This window comes from Gemmatimonadota bacterium (assembly GCA_016704275.1).
GTDB lineage: Bacteria > Gemmatimonadota > Gemmatimonadetes > Gemmatimonadales > GWC2-71-9 > Palsa-1233.
Genome location: JADJAK010000006.1, coordinates 270,516 through 294,891, shown reverse-complemented (window position 1 = coordinate 294,891; position 24,376 = coordinate 270,516). Strand labels below are relative to the sequence as shown.

General features: G+C 68.0%; 21 protein-coding genes. 7 read left to right on the top strand and 14 right to left on the bottom strand.

The window, feature by feature from the left end:
• Position 1: 1 nt before the first annotated feature.
• Positions 2-1,540: an alkaline phosphatase D family protein gene (locus IPG05_14125; protein MBK6496213.1), complete on the bottom strand. Its 1,539-nt coding sequence runs from the start codon at positions 1,538-1,540 to the stop codon at positions 2-4.
• Positions 1,541-1,771: 231 nt separating this feature from the next.
• On the opposite strand from IPG05_14125, the gene IPG05_14120 reads away from it, so the two are divergent.
• The gene (locus IPG05_14120) at positions 1,772-2,425 is read left to right on the top strand and encodes a dihydrofolate reductase (GenBank protein ID MBK6496212.1); all 654 of its coding nucleotides are present in this window, start codon (positions 1,772-1,774) and stop codon (positions 2,423-2,425) included.
• Between the two features lie 56 nt (positions 2,426-2,481).
• On the top strand, positions 2,482-2,895 hold the full coding sequence (locus IPG05_14115) for a hypothetical protein (GenBank protein ID MBK6496211.1): 414 nt from the start codon (positions 2,482-2,484) through the stop codon (positions 2,893-2,895).
• Positions 2,896-2,902: 7 nt separating this feature from the next.
• Here the strand turns inward: IPG05_14115 and IPG05_14110 are convergent, their stop codons facing one another.
• Positions 2,903-3,658 (bottom strand): hypothetical protein, encoded by a 756-nt coding sequence (locus IPG05_14110; GenBank protein MBK6496210.1) that lies wholly within the window; start codon positions 3,656-3,658, stop codon positions 2,903-2,905.
• A 154-nt stretch (positions 3,659-3,812) separates the two neighbouring features.
• Here IPG05_14110 and IPG05_14105 point away from each other — a divergent pair, with 154 nt between their 5' ends.
• Both IPG05_14105 and IPG05_14100 read left to right on the top strand, forming a co-directional pair.
• A complete protein-coding gene (locus IPG05_14105; protein ID MBK6496209.1) occupies positions 3,813-4,217 on the top strand; it encodes a VOC family protein in 405 nt (134 codons plus the stop codon).
• A gap of 159 nt (positions 4,218-4,376) precedes the next feature.
• Positions 4,377-5,300 carry a c-type cytochrome gene (locus IPG05_14100; protein MBK6496208.1) on the top strand — a complete coding sequence of 308 codons (924 nt, stop codon included), beginning with the start codon at positions 4,377-4,379 and terminating at the stop codon, positions 5,298-5,300.
• Between the two features lie 2 nt (positions 5,301-5,302).
• Here IPG05_14100 and IPG05_14095 read toward each other — a convergent pair whose 3' ends face one another.
• The 4 genes from IPG05_14095 to IPG05_14080 all read right to left on the bottom strand — a co-directional run bounded on the left by IPG05_14095 (position 5,303) and on the right by IPG05_14080 (position 10,853).
• Positions 5,303-7,306 carry a PQQ-binding-like beta-propeller repeat protein gene (locus IPG05_14095; GenBank protein ID MBK6496207.1) on the bottom strand — a complete coding sequence of 668 codons (2,004 nt, stop codon included), beginning with the start codon at positions 7,304-7,306 and terminating at the stop codon, positions 5,303-5,305.
• The gene (locus IPG05_14090; protein ID MBK6496206.1) at positions 7,303-9,267 is read right to left on the bottom strand and encodes a PQQ-binding-like beta-propeller repeat protein; all 1,965 of its coding nucleotides are present in this window, start codon (positions 9,265-9,267) and stop codon (positions 7,303-7,305) included. The genes IPG05_14095 and IPG05_14090 overlap by 4 nt, the downstream gene beginning before the upstream one ends.
• 102 nt (positions 9,268-9,369) lie before the next feature.
• Positions 9,370-10,005 (bottom strand): hypothetical protein, encoded by a 636-nt coding sequence (locus tag IPG05_14085; GenBank protein MBK6496205.1) that lies wholly within the window; start codon positions 10,003-10,005, stop codon positions 9,370-9,372.
• A 38-nt stretch (positions 10,006-10,043) separates the two neighbouring features.
• Positions 10,044-10,853 (bottom strand): FkbM family methyltransferase, encoded by an 810-nt coding sequence (locus IPG05_14080; protein MBK6496204.1) that lies wholly within the window; start codon positions 10,851-10,853, stop codon positions 10,044-10,046.
• A gap of 317 nt (positions 10,854-11,170) precedes the next feature.
• On the opposite strand from IPG05_14080, the gene IPG05_14075 reads away from it, so the two are divergent.
• Genes IPG05_14075 through IPG05_14065 form a run of 3 tightly spaced genes read left to right on the top strand, consistent with a single transcriptional unit; the run spans position 11,171 to position 14,582 of the window.
• Complete coding sequence (locus tag IPG05_14075; GenBank protein ID MBK6496203.1) at positions 11,171-12,352, top strand: glycosyltransferase family 4 protein; 1,182 nt, start codon at positions 11,171-11,173, stop codon at positions 12,350-12,352.
• Positions 12,349-13,599: a glycosyltransferase family 4 protein gene (locus IPG05_14070; GenBank protein MBK6496202.1), complete on the top strand. Its 1,251-nt coding sequence runs from the start codon at positions 12,349-12,351 to the stop codon at positions 13,597-13,599. The genes IPG05_14075 and IPG05_14070 overlap by 4 nt, the downstream gene beginning before the upstream one ends.
• Before the next feature lie 8 nt (positions 13,600-13,607).
• Positions 13,608-14,582 carry an NAD-dependent epimerase/dehydratase family protein gene (locus IPG05_14065; protein ID MBK6496201.1) on the top strand — a complete coding sequence of 325 codons (975 nt, stop codon included), beginning with the start codon at positions 13,608-13,610 and terminating at the stop codon, positions 14,580-14,582.
• 34 nt (positions 14,583-14,616) lie between these two features.
• Here IPG05_14065 and IPG05_14060 read toward each other — a convergent pair whose 3' ends face one another.
• From IPG05_14060 to IPG05_14025, 8 genes are all read right to left on the bottom strand, one after another.
• Positions 14,617-15,240, bottom strand: a complete 624-nt coding sequence (locus IPG05_14060; protein ID MBK6496200.1) for a class I SAM-dependent methyltransferase — start codon at positions 15,238-15,240, stop codon at positions 14,617-14,619.
• Between the two features lie 74 nt (positions 15,241-15,314).
• Positions 15,315-17,351, bottom strand: coding sequence for a hypothetical protein (locus tag IPG05_14055; protein ID MBK6496199.1), 2,037 nt, complete (start codon positions 17,349-17,351; stop codon positions 15,315-15,317).
• Positions 17,348-18,724 carry a hypothetical protein gene (locus tag IPG05_14050; GenBank protein ID MBK6496198.1) on the bottom strand — a complete coding sequence of 459 codons (1,377 nt, stop codon included), beginning with the start codon at positions 18,722-18,724 and terminating at the stop codon, positions 17,348-17,350. The genes IPG05_14055 and IPG05_14050 overlap by 4 nt, the downstream gene beginning before the upstream one ends.
• Positions 18,725-18,841: 117 nt before the next feature.
• Complete coding sequence (locus tag IPG05_14045; protein MBK6496197.1) at positions 18,842-20,323, bottom strand: hypothetical protein; 1,482 nt, start codon at positions 20,321-20,323, stop codon at positions 18,842-18,844.
• A gap of 67 nt (positions 20,324-20,390) precedes the next feature.
• Positions 20,391-21,302 carry a decaprenyl-phosphate phosphoribosyltransferase gene (locus IPG05_14040; protein ID MBK6496196.1) on the bottom strand — a complete coding sequence of 304 codons (912 nt, stop codon included), beginning with the start codon at positions 21,300-21,302 and terminating at the stop codon, positions 20,391-20,393.
• A 36-nt stretch (positions 21,303-21,338) separates the two neighbouring features.
• Positions 21,339-22,235, bottom strand: coding sequence for a glycosyltransferase (locus IPG05_14035; protein ID MBK6496195.1), 897 nt, complete (start codon positions 22,233-22,235; stop codon positions 21,339-21,341).
• Positions 22,235-22,951 carry an HAD hydrolase-like protein gene (locus IPG05_14030; GenBank protein ID MBK6496194.1) on the bottom strand — a complete coding sequence of 239 codons (717 nt, stop codon included), beginning with the start codon at positions 22,949-22,951 and terminating at the stop codon, positions 22,235-22,237. Before IPG05_14030 ends, IPG05_14035 begins: the two co-directional genes overlap by 1 nt.
• Positions 22,948-24,375, bottom strand: coding sequence for a flippase (locus tag IPG05_14025; protein MBK6496193.1), 1,428 nt, complete (start codon positions 24,373-24,375; stop codon positions 22,948-22,950). Before IPG05_14025 ends, IPG05_14030 begins: the two co-directional genes overlap by 4 nt.
• Between the last annotated feature and the right edge of the window lies 1 nt (position 24,376).

Genomic DNA, 24,376 nt, shown 5'->3' with positions numbered 1-24,376 from the left:
TTCAGACCTTCTGAATTCCCGCTACCCCGTGCTCGACGCGCCACCGGCTCGCCGTTTCCACCGGCGCGCCCGGCCGCGTGATGTACGGCACGGTGCGATAGTCGGTGTGCCACGCCTCCGGCGTGACTCGGCAACTCAAGTAGCCGCGCCGCGCGTTCTGCCATTTGGTGTGCGGGTTCTCGGCCAGTGAAGCTTCATTGACGCCACCGGAGCGATCGGCCCCATCGCCGCCTGAGGCGATACTGGTCCCGACAAACTCCGCGGCCACGATGGGGGCGCCCGGGCGGCGGAAGTCGGCGCTCAGTTCGTTCACCCAGGCGGAGTGGATATCACCGGTGAGCACGACGGTCCGGTTCGGTGCGCGCTTGGCGATCGTGCCGAGCAGGCGGTCGCGGGCTGCGGGGTAGCCGCTCCACTGATCCATCGAGAGCTGGGCCTCGGGTCCGGCACGGAAGTCGAACGGTGCCATCATCACCTGCTGCGCGAGCACCTGCCACCGTGCGCGGTTCGCGCCCAACCCTGCGGTGAGCCACGATTCCTGGGCGTCACCAAGCATGGTGTGCTGCGCACTGCCCCAGTCCCCACACGGCACGACGCGATTGCCGTCGTTGCATGGCTGATCGCTGCGATACTGGCGGGTGTCGAGCGTCCACAGCTGCGCGAGGCTGCCCCACGCCGTGGTCCGGTGAATGGTCAGCTCCGCCCACGACCGAACCCGCGGCACCCGCACCGGCTGGTTCTCCCACCACGCCTGATAGGCCATGGCCCGACGGGCACGCATCTGCTCCTCGGACTCCATCCCGTTCTCGCCGACCGAGCCGGCATAGTTGTTGTCGACCTCGTGGTCGTCCCAGGTGACGAGCCAGGGACAGCTCGCATGGGCGGCCTGGAGGTCCTGATCGGTCTTGTACTGGGCGTAGCGCATGCGGTAGTGCTCGAGCGAGGAGATCTCGATCGTCGCGTGCTTGCGCACGTTGCCATCGCGGCCGCTGTACTCGTAGATGTAGTCGCCGGTATGGGCGATCAGGTCGAAGCGCTCCCTGGCCATGTGCGCGAACGCGGTGTAGTAGCCCGCCTCGTAGCCCTGGCAGCCGGCGACGCCGAGCCGCAGCGAGTCGATCGCGCCTGCTGCCGGGGTGGTGCGCGTCCGGCCGATGGCACTCACCGCATCCCCGGCCATGAAGCGGTAGAAGTAGTCACGGCCGGGCTCGAGCCCCGTGGCGTCGACGTGCACGCTGTGGCCCAGTTCCGGGGCGGCGGTGGCTTGCCCCTTCTGGATCACGCGGCTGAAGGCCTCGTCGGCGGCCAGCTCCCAGCGCACGGCCGTGCGCACCGCGTCCATCCCGTACCCGGGCACCAGCGGCTCGGGCGCGAGCCGCGTCCACAGCATCACGCTGGTGGCGGTGGGATCTCCGGAGGCGACGCCGAGGGCAAAGGGATCGGCCCGGAAGGAGGGGCGCAGGCGGACGCGCCATTCGGTGGGAATGACGGCGGCCAGCGCGGCGTAGCGCGCCAGGTCGAGAAAGGAGCGACGATGCATCCACGGTTCCTGACGAGGGGAGAGCCACTAATCTGCAGGCGGCACCGCCATCGCGCGAGGGATGTGAAGGGACCGTTACGTCGCCCCGCCCAGGAGGTCGGTCCGTCTGCGTATCGTCGGGGAGACCGCACTTGCCGGCGCGATGACGGGATTGGAGATTGAGGGCGCTCCCACCTGTCGAGCCACCGTCGGTGCCCCGAGTGAAAGGCCAATGCCCCCAGGAAAATCCAGATGACGCGAGTTCGAGTCGAGAGCTATACCATCTCCCTTGACGGTTACGGCGCAGGCCCGCATCAGGACCTCAGCAATCCCCTCGGCGTTGGCGGGCCTGATCTGCATCAGTGGCTCTTCCCGACGCGCACCCTGCAGCGCGCCTTGTTCGGCAACGAGGACGGCACCACCGGGGTGGACGACGACTTCGCCGCGCGCGGCTTCCGGAACGTCGGGTCGTGGATTCTGGGGCGGAACATGTTCGGGCCCATCCGCGGCCCGTGGCCGGACATGGAATGGAAGGGATGGTGGGGGGAGAATCCACCGTATCACTTTCCCGTCTTCGTGTTGACGCATCATGCGCGGCCACCCCTCGAGATGGAGGGCGGCACGACCTTCCACTTCGTGACGGGCGGTATTCACGAGGCGCTGGACCGCGCACGCGAGGCGGCGGGCGACCGCGACGTGCGGATCGGTGGCGGAGCGAGCACGATTCAGCAGTACCTGCGTGCGGGCCTCATCGACGAACTGCACCTGGCGATTGCCCCGGTCTTCCTTGGCGCGGGCGAGCGGCTCTTCGAGGGCGTCGACATGCGGGGGCTGGGCTACCGGTGTGTCGCGAGTGCATCCACGGAGAAGGCGACGCACGTGGTGCTGCGTCGGGAGCCATCGTGAGCCCTTCAGCGCCAAGCAGCCAGCCTGCGGCCGAGCGACGCGCAGCGGAATCGACGATGCGTGCCTTGCTGGCCACGATCGCCCCCACGCAGCAACGACTCACCGCCACCGTGCGCCGATGGCTGCGGGCGCGTCTCCCTGCGGCCCATGAGTTGGTTTATGAATATGCCGACTGTGTCGTCCTGAGCTTCTCGCCGAGCGGCCGCGGCATGGAGGGCATTCTCGGCATCCGCACGAGCGAGGACGAGGTCCGGGTGTACTTCAATCCGGGCAAGGGATTGGCCGATCCGGAGAAGCTCCTGCAGGGCACTGCCAAGCTGACCCGGTGGATCACCGTGGAGAGCGCGGCGACCCTGAAGCGTCCGGCCGTCGTGGCGTTGGTCGACCAGGCGATTGCCCGCAATCGGATCCCGTTCGTGCATACCGGGCTCGGGCCGGTGACCATCCAGTCACTGCGATCGAAGAAGTAGCGGCGCCTCAGGGGGTGCGGCGCAGCACCAGTTGCCATTCCGCGGTCACCGGCGCCTTCCGCCCCGCGATCGGATGCATCCACTCGAAGGTGAAGCTGCGAGTCAGGACGACCGCGGTCGCGCCCTTCGTGAAAGTCCCCTTCATCACGCGCCACTCGTCGAGCGGGTTCATCTTGTGGATCATCTCGAATTCGAGGTCGACCGGGCGTGATTCCAGGTCGAACGGCGCCTTGGCCATCCACTCCGGCGGGCCCTGCTTCGGCGTGCGCAGGTAGCTCACGTCGCACCGGCTGAAGATGCGTGGCGATTCGAAGGCGTAGCTCCCCTGATCGACATCGAACTGCAGGATGGACGAGCGCACCTGCGCCTTGGGGTCCGGCTCGTCCCGAGCCGGGCAATGGTACCGCGCGACATCGAGCGTGATGTTCCGGGGCGACGCGATCGGACCGAAATAGGTCGCGCTGTCGTTCACCACCATCTCGATCGGTTGCCGACTGTCGGCGATCCACGTCTCGTAGCGCAGGGTGTCGCGCGTATTCGGAGTTCCGGCAATCCCGCCACCCTTGAACATGCGGTCGAGAACGATCCGTCCGCGGGCAACCCGGTCGACCTTCCAGGTGACCTGCATCTTCCCACCCGCGGGGAGGCGTTCCTCGATCGTGCCACCACCCCGCACGGTGAGGGTGAAGTCTCCGGTCCACGCGGGCTTCGAGGCGGCAACCTTGGTTTGCAGGAGGACGGGCAGCAGGAGCGCGATCAGCATGGGCGGGTCGGGATTGAAGTTGGAGTGGCGGGTTCCGACGAGTGTACCGTGAACCCGCGGTGCTGGCCAGTGGTGGCTCCTGACGAAGGATCTGAGGTATGTTCTCTGGCCGCGTCACCACGCGCAGGCGGCCTCGACACAATCAGGGGGAACGATGGCACGGATCACCGGCATTGGCGGCGTCTTCTTCAAGAGCACCGGCGACCACGCCGCGCTCGGCGCGTGGTACAAGCAGCACCTCGGCCTCTCGCTGGAAGATTGGGGGGGCGCCATCCTCAGTTGGCCGGACGACAAGGCGAGTGATGGCGGACTGACGGTCTGGAACGCGGCGGCCAAGGAGACGAAGTGGTTCAGCCCCAGCACGTCGGCCTTCATGATCAACTATCGCATCGACAACATGGACGAGATGCTGGCGCAGCTCAAAGCCGGTGGCGTCGATGTCCTCAAGGGCCCCGAGTCCCATGAGAACGGCAAGTTCGCGTGGATCATGGACCCTGACGGCAACAAGGTCGAGCTCTGGGAGCCGATGGCCTGGGACGACAAGAACAAGGAAGGATGAGGGCACCAGTGGGGTACCGACCGGGAGGCGCCCGTCGATTCTGAGGATCGGGCCTCAGGATCGGCGCAATTCCTGCATCGGTGGATCGGACCGGTGGGTGTGCCTGCCGGCGACTGTTCCCATTCACCGGCATGTGCCGGTCCGTGACGGAGGGTGACGATGACGCGTTGGCGCATGAGTGCGATCGTGGGGGCCGCCTTCGGCCTGGTGGCATGCGGGCAGCGGGCGCCAGAGCCGGTCGCGGTCGCGACGGCCGCCTGGGCTCCACCGTCGGACTCCGCGATCCCCGAGGGCCCCCTCGGCATGTCCATCCGTCGCGGTCGCGCCCTGCTGATCGACACCCGCGACTCGCTGCCGTCCTACGCCACCAGCTCACTCAATTGCACCAGCTGTCACCTCGACGGCGGTCGTCGAGCCAACGCGGCCCCGCTCATCGGCGTGCATGGTCGCTTCCCGGCCTACCTCTCCCGGGCCGGCGCGGTCGTCTCGCTCGAGGATCGCGTCAATTACTGCTTCACCCGCAGCCTCAGCGGCAACCGACTTCCGTCCGACAGCCGCGAGATGCAGGACATCATCGCGTACCTCGCATTCCTCTCGCATGGCGCGCCGAGCGGCGCACCGGCGCCCGCCCCTGCGATCGCGGGCATTCCGGTCCTGCAGCCCGACCCGACCGCCGGGAAGACCGTGTACACCACCGTGTGCGCATCGTGTCACGGCGCCGACGGGGCCGGGATCGGTGGTGCGATGCCGCGCGCGCCGGCACTCTGGGGTCCGAGGTCCTACAGCATCGGTGCCTCGATGGCACGCGTCGAGCGCGCTGCGTCGTTCATCCGGCACAACATGCCCTTCGGCGCACCAGGCACGCTGACCGATCAGCAGGCGTGGGACGTGGCCGCCTACATCGACGCGCAGCCGAGGCCGGACATGCCGGGGAAGGACGCCGACTGGCCGTCGGGTGGCGCGCCGGATGATGTGCCGTATGCGACGGCCGGCCGAACGGCGTCGATGTCACCACCGCTGTTGCCGCGCGCCACGCCCGAACGTGCCATGGTGCCGCCGCCGCCGTCCGTTCGACCGCGGTAGCGCTACGGTGTGGGTGCCGGTCGGCTCGCGCCAGTCGCCGTGCACCCAAGCAGCGCCGATGCCGGAATCGCTTCGACCTCGCCGTCGAGATTCGCGAAGATCACCAATCCCCCGACGGCAATCGGTCCCGCGCGATCGGATCCCACGTCCCGGCGGAGGGTGCAGCGCAGCACCCCATCCTTGAGTTGCCGCAGCTCGATGACCCCATCACGCCCCGCAATGATGACCTGATCGCCGAGGATGAGTGGCGGGCCACGGGATGCGTGCGCCTGCCCGCCCCAGACAATTGCCCCGGTCTTCGGGGCAAAGGCGAGGACGGTGTCGGCGATCGGCAGGATGACGACGCCGAGTCCGTCCTGGATTGCGGCGGTGCCGGCACTGTGGCCCTCCACCGTGCGGCGCTCGGGAAACAAGGAGCTCCGCCACATGACCGCTCCGGTCGCGAGGTCGAGGGCAAAGAGAATCTGTCCGGCGCCGGCGCCCTCATCGCGGTAACTCGGGAACAGGAGCTTGCCCAGCAGATTGGCCTGCAACCCGACCGGCAGCCGCAGGAATTCGCCCAGGCCAGGCGTCAGCGCCGTCGCCACGCCGCTGACGACCACCACGCCGTCATCGATGGCGGCGCTCCCATGACCGAGCATGCGCAGGTCACGCAGCTCGCGACACCAGAGCGTCTGCAGGGTCGACACCGCCACCGCGCAGGTGTGGTAGTGCTCGAGCGTGACGACGAGGGTGTCCCCGGTGCGCACCGGCGGGCCCATGATGACCGCCCCGGGGAGCGTCATGGTGCCGAGGAGCTTCCCCGTGGCCAGCAGCCGCTTGCGCAGCGTCCCATCAGCAGAGACATAGACGACCACGGAATCGAGAATCGTCGGAGAGGTCATCACCGAGCGCTCCTCGAACTCGGTCCAGAGGCGCCGGCCGGTGACGAGGTCGAAGGCTGCGACTCCCGATGGCGCGCGGGCCAGAAATGAGCGATCGCTATCGCCGAAGCCGACCACGACAATCCGGCCGTCACTCACCGGGTCCTGGTGAATCCAGTTCGGCGCTCGGGCCGACCAGCGCCGGGCGCCGGTCCGGCGGTCGAGGGCAGCCAACAACCCGGTGCCATGTCCACCGATCAGCACCAGATCACCCGACGCACTGGCACCCGTCCGCACCGCCGTGTGCGTGCTCGCGCGCCATCCGGGGCCGGCGCTGTCTTGCGACGCCAGGACGGCTTCCCGCCTCGCATTGCCGCGATGCTGCAGCCACGATGCGCCGGCGGGGCCCGGCGTGACGATCGGATCGGCCGCCGCGCCGCGCGGCGGCGGCGCCAGCACCACGCCCGTCGGGAGCGTGGCATTGCTCGCACACCGCGGCGTGAGCTCGGCCCCGGTGACGTCGTCGCCATCGACGTCGACCCGTGCGTGACACGTGGCGATGGCCGACGCCGCCGCGTACTGCGCCCAGATCTCCCAGCCGCCCTTCGCGCGTGGCTCCACGCCAAGGGAAACGCCCGGAGGCAGCGCCCACCCATCGGGAATCGGGAGCAGCGCGCCAGCGGAGTCGATACCGACGTGGAGGGCGACCCGCACCGCCCACTCCGCCGCATCGGTCGGTTTGTGGTCGAGTGCCGGTTCGATCATCTCGCCCGATCCATCACCCATCGTATGGGCAGCCGCCGCGAGTGGGTGCGGGAAGGACCGCTCCATGCGCAGCAGCGCGAGGCGGGAGACCACCATGCCGACAAGCAGCAGGGCACCGAGATAGGCCACGCCGCGAGCGAACTTCCGCGGGTTGCGCCCCCAGGGCACGAGCAGGGCGATGAACGCCGCGCCAATGACGCCGAACACCGCATCGGCGCGTCGGTGGGTCGGGATCAAGTCGGGACTGAAGTGGTTCCGAACGCGCCAGGCGAGGAAGGCCACCGACAGCACGATCACGGCGATCACGGCCGCATCGACGAAACGCACGACGCCTCGCGGGGCGTGGGCGGCGCGCTTGGGCCAATTCGAGGAACTCATGTACCATCTCCGACGTGGCAGGTGAGCAGGTCGGCGGTCGGGATCGCCTCGATTTCACCGTCGAGATTGGCGAAGACCAGCATGCCTTCCGTGAGGATCGGCCCCGCGCGATCATAGCCCCTTTCGCGGCGCAGGGTACACTGCAACACCCCGCTCTCCAGCTGTCGCACCTCGATGACGCCATTCCGCCCCGAGATGATCACCTGGTTCCCGAGGATCAGCGGGGCACCCCGGGCCTGATTTGCACCACTGGTCCACCGGATGGTGCCAGTTGTCGGCTCGAAGGCGACGACGGTGTCGGCCACGGGCAGCACGATCACCCCGATCCCGCCCTGAAGGGCCGCCGTGCCGGACGTGTGGCCGTCCACCGACCGACGACGCTCGAAGAACGGGCTTGTCCAGCGCACTTTACCAGTCGCGAGGTTGATTCCGCTGAAGACCTGCCCAGGGAAATGGGCGACCCGATAGTCAAGGTACTCCGGGAAGAGCAGGGCCTTGAGCATCTCGGCCTGAAGACGCAACGGCAACGCCACATAGCTTGAGAGCCCTGGCGTGCCCGCAGTCGCCACCCCACTGGCCACGATAACCCCATCCTTGATCGCGGCGCTGGCATGGCCAACCATCCGCAGTCCGTTTTGTCTCAGACACCAGAGCACTCGCAACGGTGAGAGGTCCACACCGCAGGTATTGTTGGGGTCAAGCGTGACAACGAGCGTGTCACCAGTCAGTACCGGGGGCCCCATGATGACCCCGCCAGGGAGCTGCGTCGTTCCGAGCAGCTGTCCCGTCACGAGGAGACGAACTCGAAGCACGCCATTGGAGGTGACGTACGCGACGATCGAATCGTGGATCGCCGGGGAGGTCATCACCGAGCCGTTCTCGAATTCTGTCCAGAGCCGGCGTCCTGAGACCAGATCGTAGGCCGCCACGCCGGATGGGGCATGTCCGCCAAAGGAGCGGTCGTTGTCGCCGAACCCAACGGCAACAACCTGCCCATCACTGACCGGTGCCTGATGGATCCAGTTCGGAAGCTGTGCCGACCACCGACGCACACCATTGGAGCGGTCGAGCGCGACCAGCAATCCACTCCCGTGTCCTCCCACCAGCACCAACTCACCCACGACGCTGACGTCGGCTCGAACCGGTGTATGGGTCGTGGCATGCCAAGCAGTCGGTGTCGAAGGCCCTCCCGGCGCGGCAGCCGCTCGACTCGCATTGCCGCGATGCTGAACCCAGGGCGCGGCCCCGGACGGTGGCGAGGGTAGGGACGTTCTGCCCGCACCCCGGACAGGGGGCCCAAGCACCACGCCTGCCGGAAGCGCCGTGGTGGTGTCGCAACTCGGCGTGAACTGAAGGTCCGCGGTGAACTCGCCCTCGGGCGCGACGCTGACGTGACAGGTCACCGTGCCCTGAGCCCCAGCCACTCGAGCCCAGATTTCGCGGCCTCGTTCCGCACGGTCGCGTACTCCAAGCGTTGCCGTGGCCGGGAGAGGCCAGTTGGCCGGGATCTCAATCGTGTCGTCCGTTATCCGTTCATGAGGGGCGGCATGGAGCGCGACGCGAACTGCCCATTCGGCTGCCTCACCAGGGCTCAATGGTGTTCCGCCGGCAGAGGCGCTGGTGGCCCCCGCGAGCGTGAGCGGCGACGCGGCATCCCGTTCGTAGTTCAGGAGACGAAGTCGCGCCATCGCCATGCCAGCGAGCACCATCGTGAGGAGGGCGGGAATCAGACGCGCCGGTAGACTCGATGAGCGCCGCAATCGCCAACAGACAAAGAAGAGCGCCATGCCAATGCCGGCGAATACCGCATCCACGAACCACGTACTCGGAATAAGATCGGGACCATCGGGCGCTGGCGTCCGCCAAATGAGGAAGGCCACCGAGAGGATGGCCGCGCCCAGCACAGCCGCGTCGAGCAACCGAAGGGCGGGGGTGCCGGATGCGCGCGATTCAAACGGCATCGACACGCTCCGAGGCGAGCACAGGGAAAGCCGGCCGACCGCGCGGCAAGGCGAGGAGCCACACCGCTGCTCCCCGCCGGATCCATGTCCCCCTCGGTGTCATTATCCGATCGCGACGTACGAGAGGTGACGGCCCTGGGCGAGCACGGCGGCCGCGATCATCGCCGGCACCGGTTCAACACCCGGATGAAGCCCGGCGATGAGCTTGGCATTCACGACCTCGACGTTCTCGCCCGTCTCCTTGGCGAAATCCTGGGCCCAGTGTCCCATGGTGTTGCGGCAGGCGAGGACGCGGATGCCTGAGGCGCGCATCGCGGCGACGCCTTCGCCTCCGATGGCCGACCACTTGGCGGGATCGGTGCGCAGCGACGCGGCCTCCTCGGGCGTCTTGGCCGCGCCGGCGACCTTGCGGCCCACGCCATACTCCGCCCACACCTTGGGACCCAGCACGTGCGCGATCGACGCGGAGCCGGCCCCGAAGGCAATGCCGACCTCCTCAGGCTTCGCCCCGTGCGCATCGATCAGCGCGCGCTGCAGATTGGACGCCTTCCGGAACGGCGTGCCATCCGGCATGAAGCTGCGGATATCGAGGAAGGCACGGACCTTCTTCTTCGAGATGCTCTCGAGCCACTCGCCAATCTCGATCGATTCGGCGCCTGCGGCCTGCAGCGTCCCAGGGATGCTGACCCCGGCGATTCCGGCGACGGCCATTCCCAGCATTCGGCGGCGTTCAATCATTGGCGATGTCCTCGTTGAAGTGATTCCGGGGGCGCGCGTCAGTCTCGCCAGGCCTCGACGGTGTGTACGCCACTCTCCTGCCCCTCACGGTAGTACCTGCGGCGAACCACGGAAAAATGATGCCGCGCCAGCAGCGCATAGAACGCGTCGACATCGATCTGCCGTTCATGCACCTCGGCGACGATCGCGCGGACCTGCCCCAGTCGGTCCCCGAGCCCCGCCAACGCGGCGAGCTCACTGCCCTCGACATCGAGCTTGAGGAGGTCCACCTGGGCAATCCCGTGCTCGTCGAGCAAACGGTCGAGCCGCCGACTCTGCACCGGCTCGCTGCCGCCATCGCCGGGGGCCGTTGCCACCGCATGTTCGGCGCCGTGCCGGGAAAGCGCCATCATCACGGTGCCCTCCTCCGCGCCCAGGGCGGCCTGCACGGCGGTGGCCCGTGGATTCGCCCCGAGGTTCTTCGCCAACCAAAGGAAGTTGCTCGAGACCGGCTCGATCGCAAGCAGGGTCGCATCGGGGTGGGCCATCAGAAACCAGGACGAGGCCACGCCCACGTTCGCCCCCGCGTCGACGATCACGGGGGCCGGGCCCAGCGGCCGTGCCAGCTCGTATTGGCGTTCGTGGAAGATTTCGGCGACCGTGTAGATGTCGCACGCCCGGATGGCGAGTTCTCGGCGAACTCCCCCTGCGCGGAGCGGGAGGGCGACCTCCTCGGTGCTCATCGGGTCACCAAAGGTCTTCGCGTAACACGACAGCAATGCCGCGACCCCTGACACCCCATCGGCATGATGCCGAGCGAGGAAGCCAAATTCCCGAAGACGCTCGAGACGTTGCATCAGCAGGGTCACCAAGCTGCTCCAGCGGGGGGCCCGCGACGAGGAGTGGGAAGGAGGGCACCCCCGGAATGGCGTCGCCGGGGCCGACCTGCGAGGTTGGCGATGTCGCCTTGGGAAGGCGGAATGTGCGGGGAGGCACCTCCGCGGCGCAACATGGACGCCAATTCCCGGCCGGGGCAGGCATGGAAGATGCTCTTGTGCACCACCGGCAGGCGGCCCCGCCTGATGACCCTGTTGCGTCGCCCCCTCAGGAGCCCCATGACTGTTGCACAGATGCCACACCAAAGGTCACGCCCACCGGCGAGCGCCGGCGTGCCCCGCGTGGCCACGTGAGCCTCCGCATCGGGATCGACGCGACCTGCTGGGCCAACGCCCGGGGCTACGGTCGTTTCACGCGCGAATTGGTGACGGCGATGGTCCGCATCGCCCCGGAGGACGAATTCGTCTGTTTCCTCGACGAACGCGCCCAGGCGGTGTTCACCCTCGATGCCCCAAATATCCGGACGATCGTGGTCCCGCAGCATGTCTCGCCGACGACCGCCGCGAGTGCCGACTCGGCACGGTCGCCCGCCGACATGTGGCGATTCACTCGCGCGGTCGGCCGTCACCGTCCGGATGTCTTCTTCTCGCCGACGGTATACACCTACTTCCCGCTGCCGCTCCGGTTGCCGGCCGTCGTGACGGTCATGGACGCGATCGCCGAGCGCTTCCCCGAGCTGACACTGCCATCGCGACGAGCTCGGCTCTTTTGGCGTGCGAAGGTGAGCCTCGCGCTTCGACAAGCGCGCCTGGTGCTGACGATCTCGGACTACGCGGCGCGGGAGATCGCCGAGGTGCACCGGTTGCGGGCGGAACGGATCCGAGTCGCCCCCTTGGCGCCGGCCGAGCTCTACCGAACCACGCCTCCGACGGACGCGATCCATCGCGCGGCCGCGTCGGTGGGACTGCCGGCTGGCGCGCGCTGGTTCGCGTACGTCGGGGGCTTCTCTCCCCACAAGCACGTGGACATCCTGGTGCGGGCGCACGCGAAGACGGCGCGACTGCACGGCGAGCCGGTGCACCTGCTGCTGATCGGAGCGCGGTCGGGGGATGCCTTCCATGGTGATCAAGCCGCGATCGTCGCGGCCGTCGAGGCGTGCGGCACCGAGGCCCTCGTGCATTGGACCGGCTTCCTGCCGGACGACGCGGTGCGTGACCTGCTGGCCGGCGCGCTCGCCGTCGTGCTGCCGTCGGCGTCCGAAGGCTTCGGCCTCCCGCCGGTTGAGGGCGCGGCGACGGGGACGCCGGTGATCGCGACGACCGCCAGCCCGCTGCCACAATTGCTCGAGGGCGGCGGGATCTTCGTGGCGCCGGGTGACGAGAGCGCGTTGGCCCACGCCCTCGAGCAGATGATGACCGATGAAGCAGCGCGCACGGCCATGGGTCGCCGCGCGCGCGAGCGGGCGCTCTCGCTCACCTGGGACTCGAGTGCACGCGCGGCGCTGGCGGCCCTGCGCGAGGCGGCCGCATGAGCAAGCTGCGCTTCGGCTTCCTCACCACCTTTTACCCCCCCTACAACTTCGGTGGCGACGGCATCGGGATTCAGCGCCTGGCTCGGGGACTGGTCCGCGCCGGCCACCAGGTCACGGTGATCCACGACGTCGATGCCTACGAGGCACTCGCCAAGCGGCCGGCACCGCCGGCCGAGCCCGAGCCGGAGGGGCTGGAAGTCATCCCGCTGCGCAGCGGACTCGGTGTGCTCTCCCCGTTGCTCACGCAGCAGACTGGCCGGCCGATCGTCAACGGACGGCGCATCAAGCGGCTCCTCGACGAGCGGCAGTTCGACGTCATCAACTTCCACAACATGTCGCTGATTGGTGGCCCCGGACTCTTCTCGTACGGCGACGCGATCAAGCTCTACATGGCGCACGAACATTGGCTGGTCTGTCCCACGCACGTCCTCTGGCGGAAGGGACGCGAGGTGTGCACGGGACGGCAATGCTTCAGTTGCCAGCTGCAGTACCGCCGACCACCCCAGTGGTGGCGCTGGACCGGGCATCTCGAGCGCAACCTGCGGCACATCGACCGATTCATCGCGATGAGCGAGTTCAGTCGCGACAAGCACCGGGAGTTTGGTTTCCCGCGGGAGATGGACGTCCTGCCCTACTTCCTGCCCGAGGGGGAAGCGGAGGCACCGGTGGTTGGCGACGCCGCCCCGCACCCGCGGCCGTACTTCCTCTTCGTCGGTCGGCTGGAGTTGATCAAGGGGCTGCAGGACGTGTTGCCGTCGTTCGAGGGCGACGGCCCCACCGATCTGGTGGTGGCCGGCGACGGCGAGTATGGTGAGGCGCTGCGCGCGCAGGCTGCGGGCAACCCTCGAGTCCGCTTCCTGGGCCGGGTGCCAAGCACGGAGCTCGCGGCATGGTATCGGGGTGCCGTCGGGTTGCTGGTGCCGTCGCTCTGTTACGAGACATTCGGTATCATCCTCCTCGAGGCGTTCCGGCAGTCGACGCCGGTGCTGGCCCGACGGCTTGGCCCGCTGCCCGAACTGATGGCGGCCTCCGGTGGTGGCGAAGTGTTCGCCACACGCGCGGAGCTTGACGCGGCCATGGCTCGGCTCCTGCATGACCCGGGCTATCGGGCTCGCCTCGCCCTGGCTGGGCGGCAGGCGCTGGAGTCGCTCTGGACCGAGCGGACGGTGATCCCTAGATACCTTGAGATCGTGCGGGCTGCGGCCGCCGATCGTCAGGGCGCGCGAGTGCCTTCTCCCAACTCTTGAGGTCGGACATGCGGTACCTGATTACCGGCGGCGCGGGCTTCATCGGCTCCCACCTCGCGACGCGGTTGATCGATCGAGGCGACGAGGTGCTGGTCCTGGACGACCTCTCCACCGGCAGCATGGACAACATTGCAGCCTTGGTCGACCGACCGGGCTTCAGCTACCGCATTGGTTCGGCGCTTGACGTGCCGCTCGTCTCGGAGTGCGTGGACCGCTGCGACGTGACGATCCACCTCGCCGCCGCCGTCGGCGTGCGACTGATCGTCGAACGTCCGGTGCACACCATCGAGACCAACGTCAAGGCGAGCGAGGTGGTGCTCGCGGCGGCGGCGAAGAAGCAGAAGCTGGTGCTGATCGCCTCCACGTCGGAGGTCTACGGCAAGAGCGCCAGCCTTCCGTTCCGCGAAGATGGCGACCTGCAGCTCGGGCCGACGACGCACTCGCGCTGGGCCTACGCCTGCTCGAAGGCGCTCGACGAGTGGCTGGGCCTGGCCTATCTGCGGGAGAAGGGCGTGCCAGTCATCATCGTCCGCTTCTTCAATACTGTGGGGCCTCGGCAAACCGGACGTTACGGCATGGTGCTGCCGAATTTCGTGCGGCAAGCGCTCGCCGGCGAGCCGATCACCGTCTATGGCACCGGCGACCAGCAACGCTGCTTCGGCCACGTGCAGGACGCGGTGGAGGCGCTGCTGCGGTTGATCGGCAATCCGAATGCGATCGGTGGCGTCTTCAACGTCGGCTCGGACGAAGAGGTGTCGATCCGACAGTTGGCGGAGATGGTGCGCGAGGCGGCGGGGAGCGATTCGCCGATCGTGAACGTGCCGTACGAGGAAGCGTATGCCGAGGGGTTCGAGGACATGCACCGCCGGATTCCTGACCTGACGCGTCTGAAGGCAATGATCGACTTCCGTCCGGAGACGCCACTGGCCACCATCATCCGGGACGTCGTGGCGGAGCAGCGCGCCCAACCGGTGCGAGGCTAGACCGAGGCCGCCCGACCTCGGCCCCCGGGGGGCATCATCGCCCCGCCGGCTCGACCAGCGGCACCGGCGCCCGGGAGGCCAGGTACAGGACGTGTGGGTAGGGGAGCCAATCGCTGATCGGATAGGCCTCCAGCCGCCAGTCGGACGGGACCGCATCACGGAACCGCTGCTCATCCCAGTACCACATGTCGAATCCGCCCGTCATGGCGACATCCAGCGCCCAGGTGAAGAACAGCTTGGGCCAGGGCCGACGGCCGATGTCCTTCATGACCAGGTGACCGCCGGGCGCGAGACGGGAGGTGGCCGTCTCGATCAGGCGATGTTTCGCCGGGTCGGGGACGTGATGCAGCAAGTCCATCATCAGGACCGCATCGTATTCCGGATCGAGCTGGAGATCCCCTCGCGCATCGCCATGATCGAACCGCGTGTTGCTGAGTCCAAGCCGCGCGGCGGCGGAGCGTGCCAACTCGATGCGTTTCGCGTTCAGGTCGATCCCATGATAGCGCACCTCCGGATCACGAGCGGCAAGGTAGGACCCGAACAACCCGAACCCGCAGCCGATTTCCAGGATGCGATGCTTGCCCTGCAGGGAGCGGCTCAGCATGTCCAGGATCGTCGCATTGATGATGGTAAACCTCGCCCGACCGTACGCGCGCACGATCGGGCTGTCGAACGCCGAGATGATCTGTCGCGTCAGCCGGCGGTGCCGCACCAGGTCAGCGTTCATGTCAGTCACTTCGTAGGCCTTTCAGGAGAATGGGGAGATTCCAGCGCCGAATCCGGACCGAGGGGGCCGTCCAGGGACCATGCGCCGCCAGGGGCTTGCGGGGCGAGGAGGCGCCACACGGGACGGCCCGCATAGGCGGCCATCAGCGCGGCCCGCGTCGCCGCATCCCTGTCCCAAGCAAGGATGGTGCCCGTGCGCACCCGAACATCGACCGGATTGTACGATGCCATCGAGGCAAATTCCGGGAATCGACGGCCAGCGACCAGAATGAGTCCCCCTGCCGCCTCGGGGGACTTCGCGAGGGCCGCAGCACCATCGGAGGACATCCCTCGGTAGCGATGGTACTTGTCCAGGGCGCGCCACGGGGAAAAGGCCCCCAGCGAGCCGATGCACAGGATCCCGACGATCGCGATGGCCCGTCCTTGGCGGCTGGCCTCCTCGCCTTCGAGCCATCGGAGGCCGCTCGCTGCCAGCGCCACGCAGGGAACGATGATCAGGAACCAGTACCTGGCGCCGAAGTCCGGACCTCCGCTGAACCAGAACAGGGAATGCAGCCCAATGACGACGAGGATGCTCAGAAGCATGAGCAGTTCGACGCCTCGTGGACGCCTGCAAGCAAGCGCCAGCACGACCAGTCCGATCGAGCCGCATGCCCAACCGAAGAGTTCCGTATTCACCTGGAACAGGTTGAGCAGGCCGTTGATGAGGACATCCGGGGCGCCATGCCCCGGGAGCGGGTCAAGCCCGGGCCAGCCGAGGCCGCGCGTCGGGCCGAACCCGATCTCGTATCGTCCGACACCGTATACCTGCCGGAAGTACTCCTCCACCGGGAACGTCAAGGCGTGACCCGTCATGGCGGCGTTGTAGGCGAGTCCTGTGGCGCCGGCGAGCAGGGTGCCTAGCCCGAGCAGGAGCGACGGTCCCAGCCGCCGGTGACCCACGAGCATGCCGAGGGTCACGGCCCCGAAGATCATCGCCAAGGCCACGCCCTCCAGCGGGCGATTCACGCTGGCGAACCCGATGGCCCCGCCGCCGAGCAGGCACCACCAGGCGGACCCGCCACGCCATGCGCGCGCCACGGCCAGACTCGCCACCAGCGCCAGGGTCAGACTGAAGGTGTGGCTCATGTAGCTCATGGCCAGGAACAGATGCCACGGCGAGACCGCCAGCAGGAGCGTGGCGATTCTCGCGGTCCGCTGGGGCAGGATCAATCGCAATGCGGCGTATGCCAGCACGATGTTGACAGCGCCGAGGATCGGGTTGACGAGCCACGGGCCGCCAGCCGCCATGCCGATCGCCAGGACGGCCGGCCATCCCGGCGGCATGGCGGAGAACCAGCGCGTGCCGTCGATGGTCATCAAGTCAACGCCGAAGCCGGATGGCACGGCCGGTGCCGGCATCCACAACAGCCCCTTGGCGAAGTACTTGGCCTGCAAGAAGAACGCGACCTCATCGGGGATGTGGGGTCGACGCTGGTAGACGGTCATCGCAAGAAGCGCCGAAACGATCAGGACGACGACGGCGGGTCCGATGGCCCAGGCCCACCCGTCGCGAGCGACCCCGTCGGACGAATCGCTCCCCAGCCATCGTGCACTTGCCTCGCCGAGTCGCTGCGCGGTGGACTGGGGAAGCATGACGGCGATCAGGCCGAGGTTCACGGCCGCGATCAGCTGCACCGCGAAGAGGAGAGCGGATTCGACGAGGTAGTCGACCGGCGAGGCGGAGAGCACGCTGCTCGAGCCAAAGACCACCACGAGCACCAGAGCCAGTCGCCGCGGGAATGCCCATGCGGCCCAGTGGCCCCGCATCGCCCAGCCACCCAGCAGCACGGCCATGGCGTAGCCCGCATAGCTGCCGAGCAGCAGCGGTTTGGTGCTGATCAGCGTGCCAAGCGATCCGAGATGCTGGTACCCGACCGCCGGGCCCGCCTCGACCAGTTGCAGGAAGGTGAGCTGGCCAAGCACGAGTGCGAGCGCCCAGGCGAGCACGCTCCGCCAGCGCTCGCCCGGCTGGACCGGGGCGGGCACGCCAGCTGGCGTCATGGCTGCCATGCGACCGTGATGACGCCGGCGATCGCCTCGAAGCGCAGCGCGCCGTCCGTGCCGACGGTCGCCGTCGTCGCCAGCACGGCGGCGGGATTGGAGTTGGTGATCAGGTAGCGACCAGGGCGCAGGCCCCGGACCGCGAGCGTCTCGGCACCCTTGGCGTGCACCACGACGACGGGGCCACCCCCGGGGTTGGTGAAGCCAACCGGCCGGACATCGGCGTTGTCGCTCGTCGCCGCGATGCGGTGGGCACCCCGGCGGACGTAATGAAAGTACTGGCGGAGCGGACCCGTCCGCGCTCCCATCACGGGGCGTCCGCCCGTGATCGTGTAATACTGCGCCCCGTTGTCCGGAGTTGGATACGCCAGGGTGAACTGCTGCCACGCCGAGACGTTCGCGATCGTCAGATCCCGGAAGAGGTCCTCCACGTCGCTGCCGATATGCTCGAGCATCGCGGTGCGGAGGCCGAGCTGGCTGGCCCGCGTGCGGATCGCGGCGAGGTTCGCATCGGAGACGCCGGCGTAGCGATGGTAGGACACCTCTCTGAGGTACGTCAGGGCACCCGGGACGGCCGCCATCTGATCGAGATACGGGACGGCGTTCGCCATGCTCATGGTGGACGGTGCAATGAACTCCGGCGCAAACCCCGCGGCGGCGAGCCGATTGCCAGCCGCGACCACGGCCTGTCCGATCAGGGTCCCCCGCCACGGAGTCTTGTTGTCGGGCTCGAGAATGACCTCGACCGCGTCCGGCACGAAGCCGAACGTGCGCTGCATGTGCTGGAAGGCCGCGAGCAGAAACTCCGCATACTCCGCAGGGTCCAGGTGCGTCGTGCCCGTGCTGGGATTGAAGGCGACATAGTTCAGGTTCACGTAGAGCCGCTCGCCCCTCGCCTCCAGGCGCTGCCGGAGGGGGAGGACGACGGTCGTGACGGATCGGTTGAGTGCGGTGAAGTGAAATCCCGCCGGGTTGATCACGTTCGGGTCGGCATTGTCATTCACCACGACGTACCGCGTGGGGCGCCACTCGGATTCGGTGATCGTGCCGGCGAAGTACGCGGCGTCATGGTCCACGGGATGTTCCACCCCGGCACGGATCTCGAGTCGGACCCGATTGAGTCCGAGATCGTTGGCCGCCAGATCGAGCAACTGCTGCTGCCAGCCGGCAAACCCGGCTTCGTCCTGGCCGGCCTGCGTCACCGCCTCCCACCCCGTCATCACTTGAAACCGCGTCGACGTGTCCGCGGTGATGGTGGCGGTCACCTGCGAGGCCGGGGGGGGCGGTGCGGGCGGGGAGGGTGGCGGAGGAAAGGGACGCTGGTCGACGGCGGAGTCATTGCACCCGTGCAGCGCGAGGCACGCGATCGTCACGACGGCGCACCGGACGATCCGATGCCACCGCCACGCTGACCCGGTTGTGAGTGGCCGAACCATGGATTCCCCCCCGGAGGCGGCGACAGAGCAGGCGTTGCAGAGATGGTCCATGACTCAACCCACCGCCGGGCGGCGTCGGACGCGCCAGATCAGCACGACGCAGCCGGCGAGTCCCAGCACAGCCAAGGCGCCGAACGGCTGCACGCCCCCTGCCAGCGCGGGCGCGTACGCGGCCGCGGTCTTCTGGAGCGTGAGCAGCACGGGGAGGGTCGGGCCGACGGTGAAAAGTAGCGTCAGAGATGCTGCGACATCTTCCCGCATCATCGAGACGGCAAGCGAAATCACCAGCGTCGGGGCCACGAGTCCGACGGCGGCCCAGCGCGGCAGGCCACGCAGCACCGGGACGACGAGCGGAAAGAGCAGCGGGACGGCCGGCACGAGATAGCGAACGCCGGTGTTCCACTGCAGGTAGGCGAACTGGTTCGCGGCGTTGAACAGGACGAGTGCGGCGACGGCGAGCAACGCGACGGCACGCTCGCGACGATCGAGGTCGCCGTCGGCCGGTTGCGCCCAGGGTGCGGCGAGCGCGGCCACCAGGAGGGGACAGAAGGCGAAGAGTCCGTAGCGCAGGTCGATCAGGATCCGCCAGAGCAGCTCCGGATCGGGAAGGGTGATGCCGCTCAGGCCGCGGACGCTCAGTGGCGTGGCCGGCATGTAGCGCTGCGCCGGGAACCACGGGGAACCGAAGGCCAGCCATTGGTACCCCAACAGCAGGAGCACGGGACCGATTGCACCAGTCACGCATGCTCCGCCCAGCTCCACCGCCCCGCGCACCCCGCGGCGCTGCCATCCCTCGACGAGAGCCCACCCCCCGAACACCAACGCGATCGGGGCGGCGCTGTAGTCCATCAGAAGCCCGACTCCGAGCAGCAATCCGGCCATCACCCACGGCCCCCGACGGGAGACGGGGGGTTCCGTGGTCGTCGGCCACGTGAGGACGAGCCAGACGCCGAGGACGAGGTGGGCCAACAGGGCGTTCTGGTTGAGGAAGGCCGACCGAAAGAAGATCGGCGTTCCCAGGGCGTAGAGCAGTGACAGCGACAGCGCGAGCCGATCGTCCCGATACCGTGCGGAGAGGTAGCGGAAGAGGAGCACGGCGGCGAGCGCCCCGAGTGGTGCCATCAGTCCGACCTGCGTCACGAGCGCGGCCAGCGCCAGGCGCACGTCGAGCCCGCGCGCGCGCATCTCGTTCATGAAGGTGGTGCGGTTCGGGCGCGCGTCATCGTACGTCGTCGGCGGTTTCGGACGGGCGAGTTCCGGTCGGAGCGCAAAGAGCCCGGCAATCACCGGGCGAGCCAGGGCGTACGGGATGGCGCCGACCAAGGACGCCCCGGGATTGCTGTTGATGTACGCCCCGCGGCCAGGAATTTCGAACAGGTCAGGATGGAGCCCCAGATAGGGGTCGACGCGCACCGAAAGCCGCTCCCCGAGGGAGACGGCGAGGTAGGTCTCGCGGACCACGTTGGTCGTGGCAAAGGCCGCGTACACCAACCATACCGTGAGAAAGAGGCGAACGGCCATCGAAGCGCGGGTCATGGGTCTCCGGGAGGGGCGAAACGAGTCCGTCTATCCGTCACCCTGCGACGGTATCAGGGGGACACCATCAGGGACGGTAGAGCACCCACGCGTTGTACACGAGCCACAGCGCAACCGTGGCGAGCAGCCACCGATCGGAGAGCACCGTGTCGGTCGGCGTCCCCTGATCGCGCTGATGGACGAGATAGAGATAGCGAAACACCCCGTACAGCACGAAGGGAATCCCGTAACTGAGCTCCTCCGTCCCCACGCGCATGGCGGTGTCCGAGGTGAGCGAGTACATCAGGTAGGAGACAATCGTCACGGCCAGCAGGACGGAGGAGATCTGGTCGAGGAATGGCGCGCTGTACTGGGCCAGCACGGTGCGATGCGTCGCCGAGGCGTCGCCGAGTGCCGACAACTCGTGCCGCCGCTTGGCAAAGCCGAGATACAACGCGAGCAGGCCGCCGCAGAGGAGCAACCAGACCGACGGATGGACGGCAACCGCCGCGGCCCCGGCGAGGAGCCTGAGCACGAAGAAGCTGGCGATGGCGAAGACATCGAGCAGCACCACGCGCTTGAGCCCGAACGAATAGACCAGGTTGAGTCCCAGATAGAGGCCGACCCACCCTGCGGTCTGCAGGTGCGCCTGCAGTGCCACGGCCAATGCGAGGACCGCGAGCAGGACCGACACCGCGATTGCCTGCCTGGTGGTGATCAGGCCGGCGGCGACTGGCCGGAGCCGCTTGGTCGGGTGGTTGCGGTCGGCGTCACAATCGAGCACGTCGTTGAACGCATAGACCGAACTCGCCGCGAAGCAGAAGGCGACGAAAGCCATCCCGGCCGAGATCGCCACGTCCACCTCGCGCGCGCGCCCCGAAAAGAGCAGCGGGGCGAGGACGAAGAGATTCTTGGTCCAATGGCTCGGTCGCAGGAGCCGATACCAAGGGTCCATGCGGCCCGGCGGGGTGGGTGCGTCTGACCGATCGGTAATCGCCATGGGATCCCTCGTGCGCCAGTTCCGTGCCACCGCGGGCTACCGGACCCTGGCCAGTGAATCGCCCGGTCCGAACCAGTATCCGACAATCTCGCCCACGGCCCAGGCACTGACGTAGACCAGGTGAAAGGGCGTCGTCGTGACCACCAATCCGCGCGGCACGCCCTTGGCGAGATTGCCCCGGAGAATCCGCAGCAGCAACAACGGCGGCAGCGCGAGCGCCGCGGCCCCCATCGCCAGGCGCCGGGCCGTCGGCGCGCCAGCGACCCGCGCCCCGGCATACGACCGGGAATAGAGGTAGCGCTGGGAGATGTACTCGACGAAGCCGAAGTGCTTCTTGTGCCCGACGATGAGGGAGGCGTCACAATACAGCGTGATGCCCTCCGCCCGCATCGCGTCGTGAAGGCGATTCTCCCACTTCCCCTCGGCCGTGACCTCGCGAAAGCGCTCGAGCAGCGCGCGGCGATAGACGATGTTGTTGCCTGGCAGCCAATTGGCGGCGCCCTCCGGCAGCGGGGGGAGACAGGCGCTGTATTCGCACAGGAAGGTTGACCAGTCGAGCAAGCGCTGATCGGCAGCATTGGCAATCGGCCCGCCCACCACGTCGTGGCCGGCGGCCAGACCATCCAGCAGTTTTCGTCCCCACTCCGGCGGGACGATCACGTGGTCCTCGATGACCGCGACTGCGTCGGCGCGCGCTTCCTGAAAGGCGAGATGCCGCATCTCGGGGATGGTGGTCGAGGCCGGCACGGGAAGCAGGCGCACCTCCGGGAAGCGCGAACGCACCAACTCCCGGACCAGCGGTCCGAGCCGGTCGACGACGAGCACCTCGAGCGCGAGGCCGTCGCGCATCCGCTCGACCGCTTCGAGACAGCCGATCAGGTCGTGGAGTCCGTTGACCGAGGGAATGACGACCGTGAGTTCAACGGGGCGCATCAGCCCTCCCGGGCAATGGTACGATCACGTGGGCGCTCCCACACGGGGGCGCCGTGGAGCAGACGGTAGACCAGTCGTTCCACCATCTGGCCCATCCTGATACTGCGAGGCAGCGACTCCGGGCCGATCGCCGAGAGCTTGATGCTCCGGACGCCTGCGAGATTGGCACCGGCAATGTCAGTGAAGTACTGGTCGCCGACCATCACCACGTCGTGTGGTACGAGCCCCAGATGGCGTGTCACGGCAAGCACCAGCTCACCGTGCGGCTTCCGGAGCGGCATCGCGCCGGCCGCGGCGCGTTCGGCCACCTGCTCGGCCGACCAGGAATCCTCACCGCGCAGGATCTGCCGCAGCGCCACCGCATCCTCCCACCAATATCCCTTCAGGACGGGCACCGCGGGAAAGATCGTGCCCAGTTCCCGAAAGCGATCCTCGCCGGCGTTGGAAAGGATAGCGTGCTGCAGGTCGGGGATCGACGACAGCGTGCGAAAGGCGCGGGCCTCGTCGGCCACCGTCGTGTCATGGAAATTGGTGATGGTGCCGTCGACATCCCAGATGAGCGCCTTGATCCGGTGGTGCGCCACGAACTCGGCGTCGAGCAGGTCGAGGGAGGGCAGATGCCATGTCGGCTCGAGGTTGCGGAGCACCGACCCGATCTTCGGCAGTACCTGCATGATGGTGCCGATCGGCGATTGCCTCGAGGCCATCGGGTTCATGGCGTGAGTTCCGGCAAGGCGCCCCGACGGAGCGTGATGCCACCGGCCGCCGTGAGTGCCAGCAGGTACGCGAGGGCGCCGCCGGCCACGACGAGTCCGAGGGGCTGCTGCCCAAGCCACCAGACCACGGCAGCCATCGCCGCCGACGCCACGATCACCCGGCGAAACCGCCACGGCGAGGACATCGGCAACCCGAGCCGGTGCGTGTATCTCGCAGCGAGGGCGGTCCGGAGCACCTCGGTCGCGAGCGTGGCCACCGCGGCGCCGGCGAGACCCCACCCGGGGATCAACGCGACGTTCAGCGCCACGTTGATGCCCGCGGCCCAGGCGGCGGTGAGCATCAACTGGTCCTGCCGTTGATACGCGATGAGGGCGCTCTGGGAGACGTTGCGAATCAGGGCCACCGGGATCGACCAGAGCAGGATCTGCAGTGGCAAGGTGGCGGCCAGATAGTCCGCGCCGAACACCAGCACGATCAGTCGTGGCGCGACCAGTGCGCCGCCGACGGCCACCGGGATCGCCCCCGCGAGGACCTGCGCCAACGAGCCGTCGTAGAGGGCCGTGACCGCCGGTCGATCGTCCCGCACGCGCGTCATGACCGGGAGGAGCGTCATGGTGTACGTGGCGCCGAGGTTGAGGAAGAAACTGATCAGGGCATAGGCGGCCGCGTAAATGCCGACCGCGGCGGAGTCGCGGAAGATCCGCAAGAAGATGAAGTCGCTGTTGAAGATCGCGAGCCCCAGGAGCGCATGCGCGATCAGTGGCCACGATTGCTGCAGCAGCGTCCGGATTCGCGCCGGCTCCAGCACGACGCGGAGCGCGCGAAGCGGCGCCGGCAGCAGGCGAAGCAGGATGATCGCGCCCAGGCCCTCGCCGACGACCTGCGCCATCGGCACCCGACCGAGGTCGTCGGGGCCGCGCACCAGCGCCAGCACCAGCACCACGGTGACACACTCGCTGAGCAGCCGCCCGATCGATGCCCGACCGGACTGCTCCAACCCGAGGTGCACCCAGCGTGTCCCGAGCGCATAGATCGGCAGCGTGAAGGCGTAGGCCGCGATGATCGCCCCGTCAGGCTGCGGCAGCAGGGCACCCACGGCGACCGTGAGCACCATGAGGGCGGTGCCGACCATCAGTCGCGCCCCCAACGTGCTCGGCAACAGCGTGGGGAGCGCTTCTGGTGCGGCGGCGACCTCGCGCACACCCAGTGCATCCACGCCACAGTCGGTGAGGAAGGTGAGGTACAGCATCACCGCCGTGGCGAGGACGATGACGCCGTACACCGACGCGCCGAGGGTGCGTGCCAGATAGACGGTGGCGCCAAAGGCGATGATCCGAGCGGCGGCCTCACCAACGCCGAGCTTGAGGAAGCTGCGGCCGACAGCGGTGTCGTGGCGGACGCGAGCTGGTGGCGGGTGGGGCATC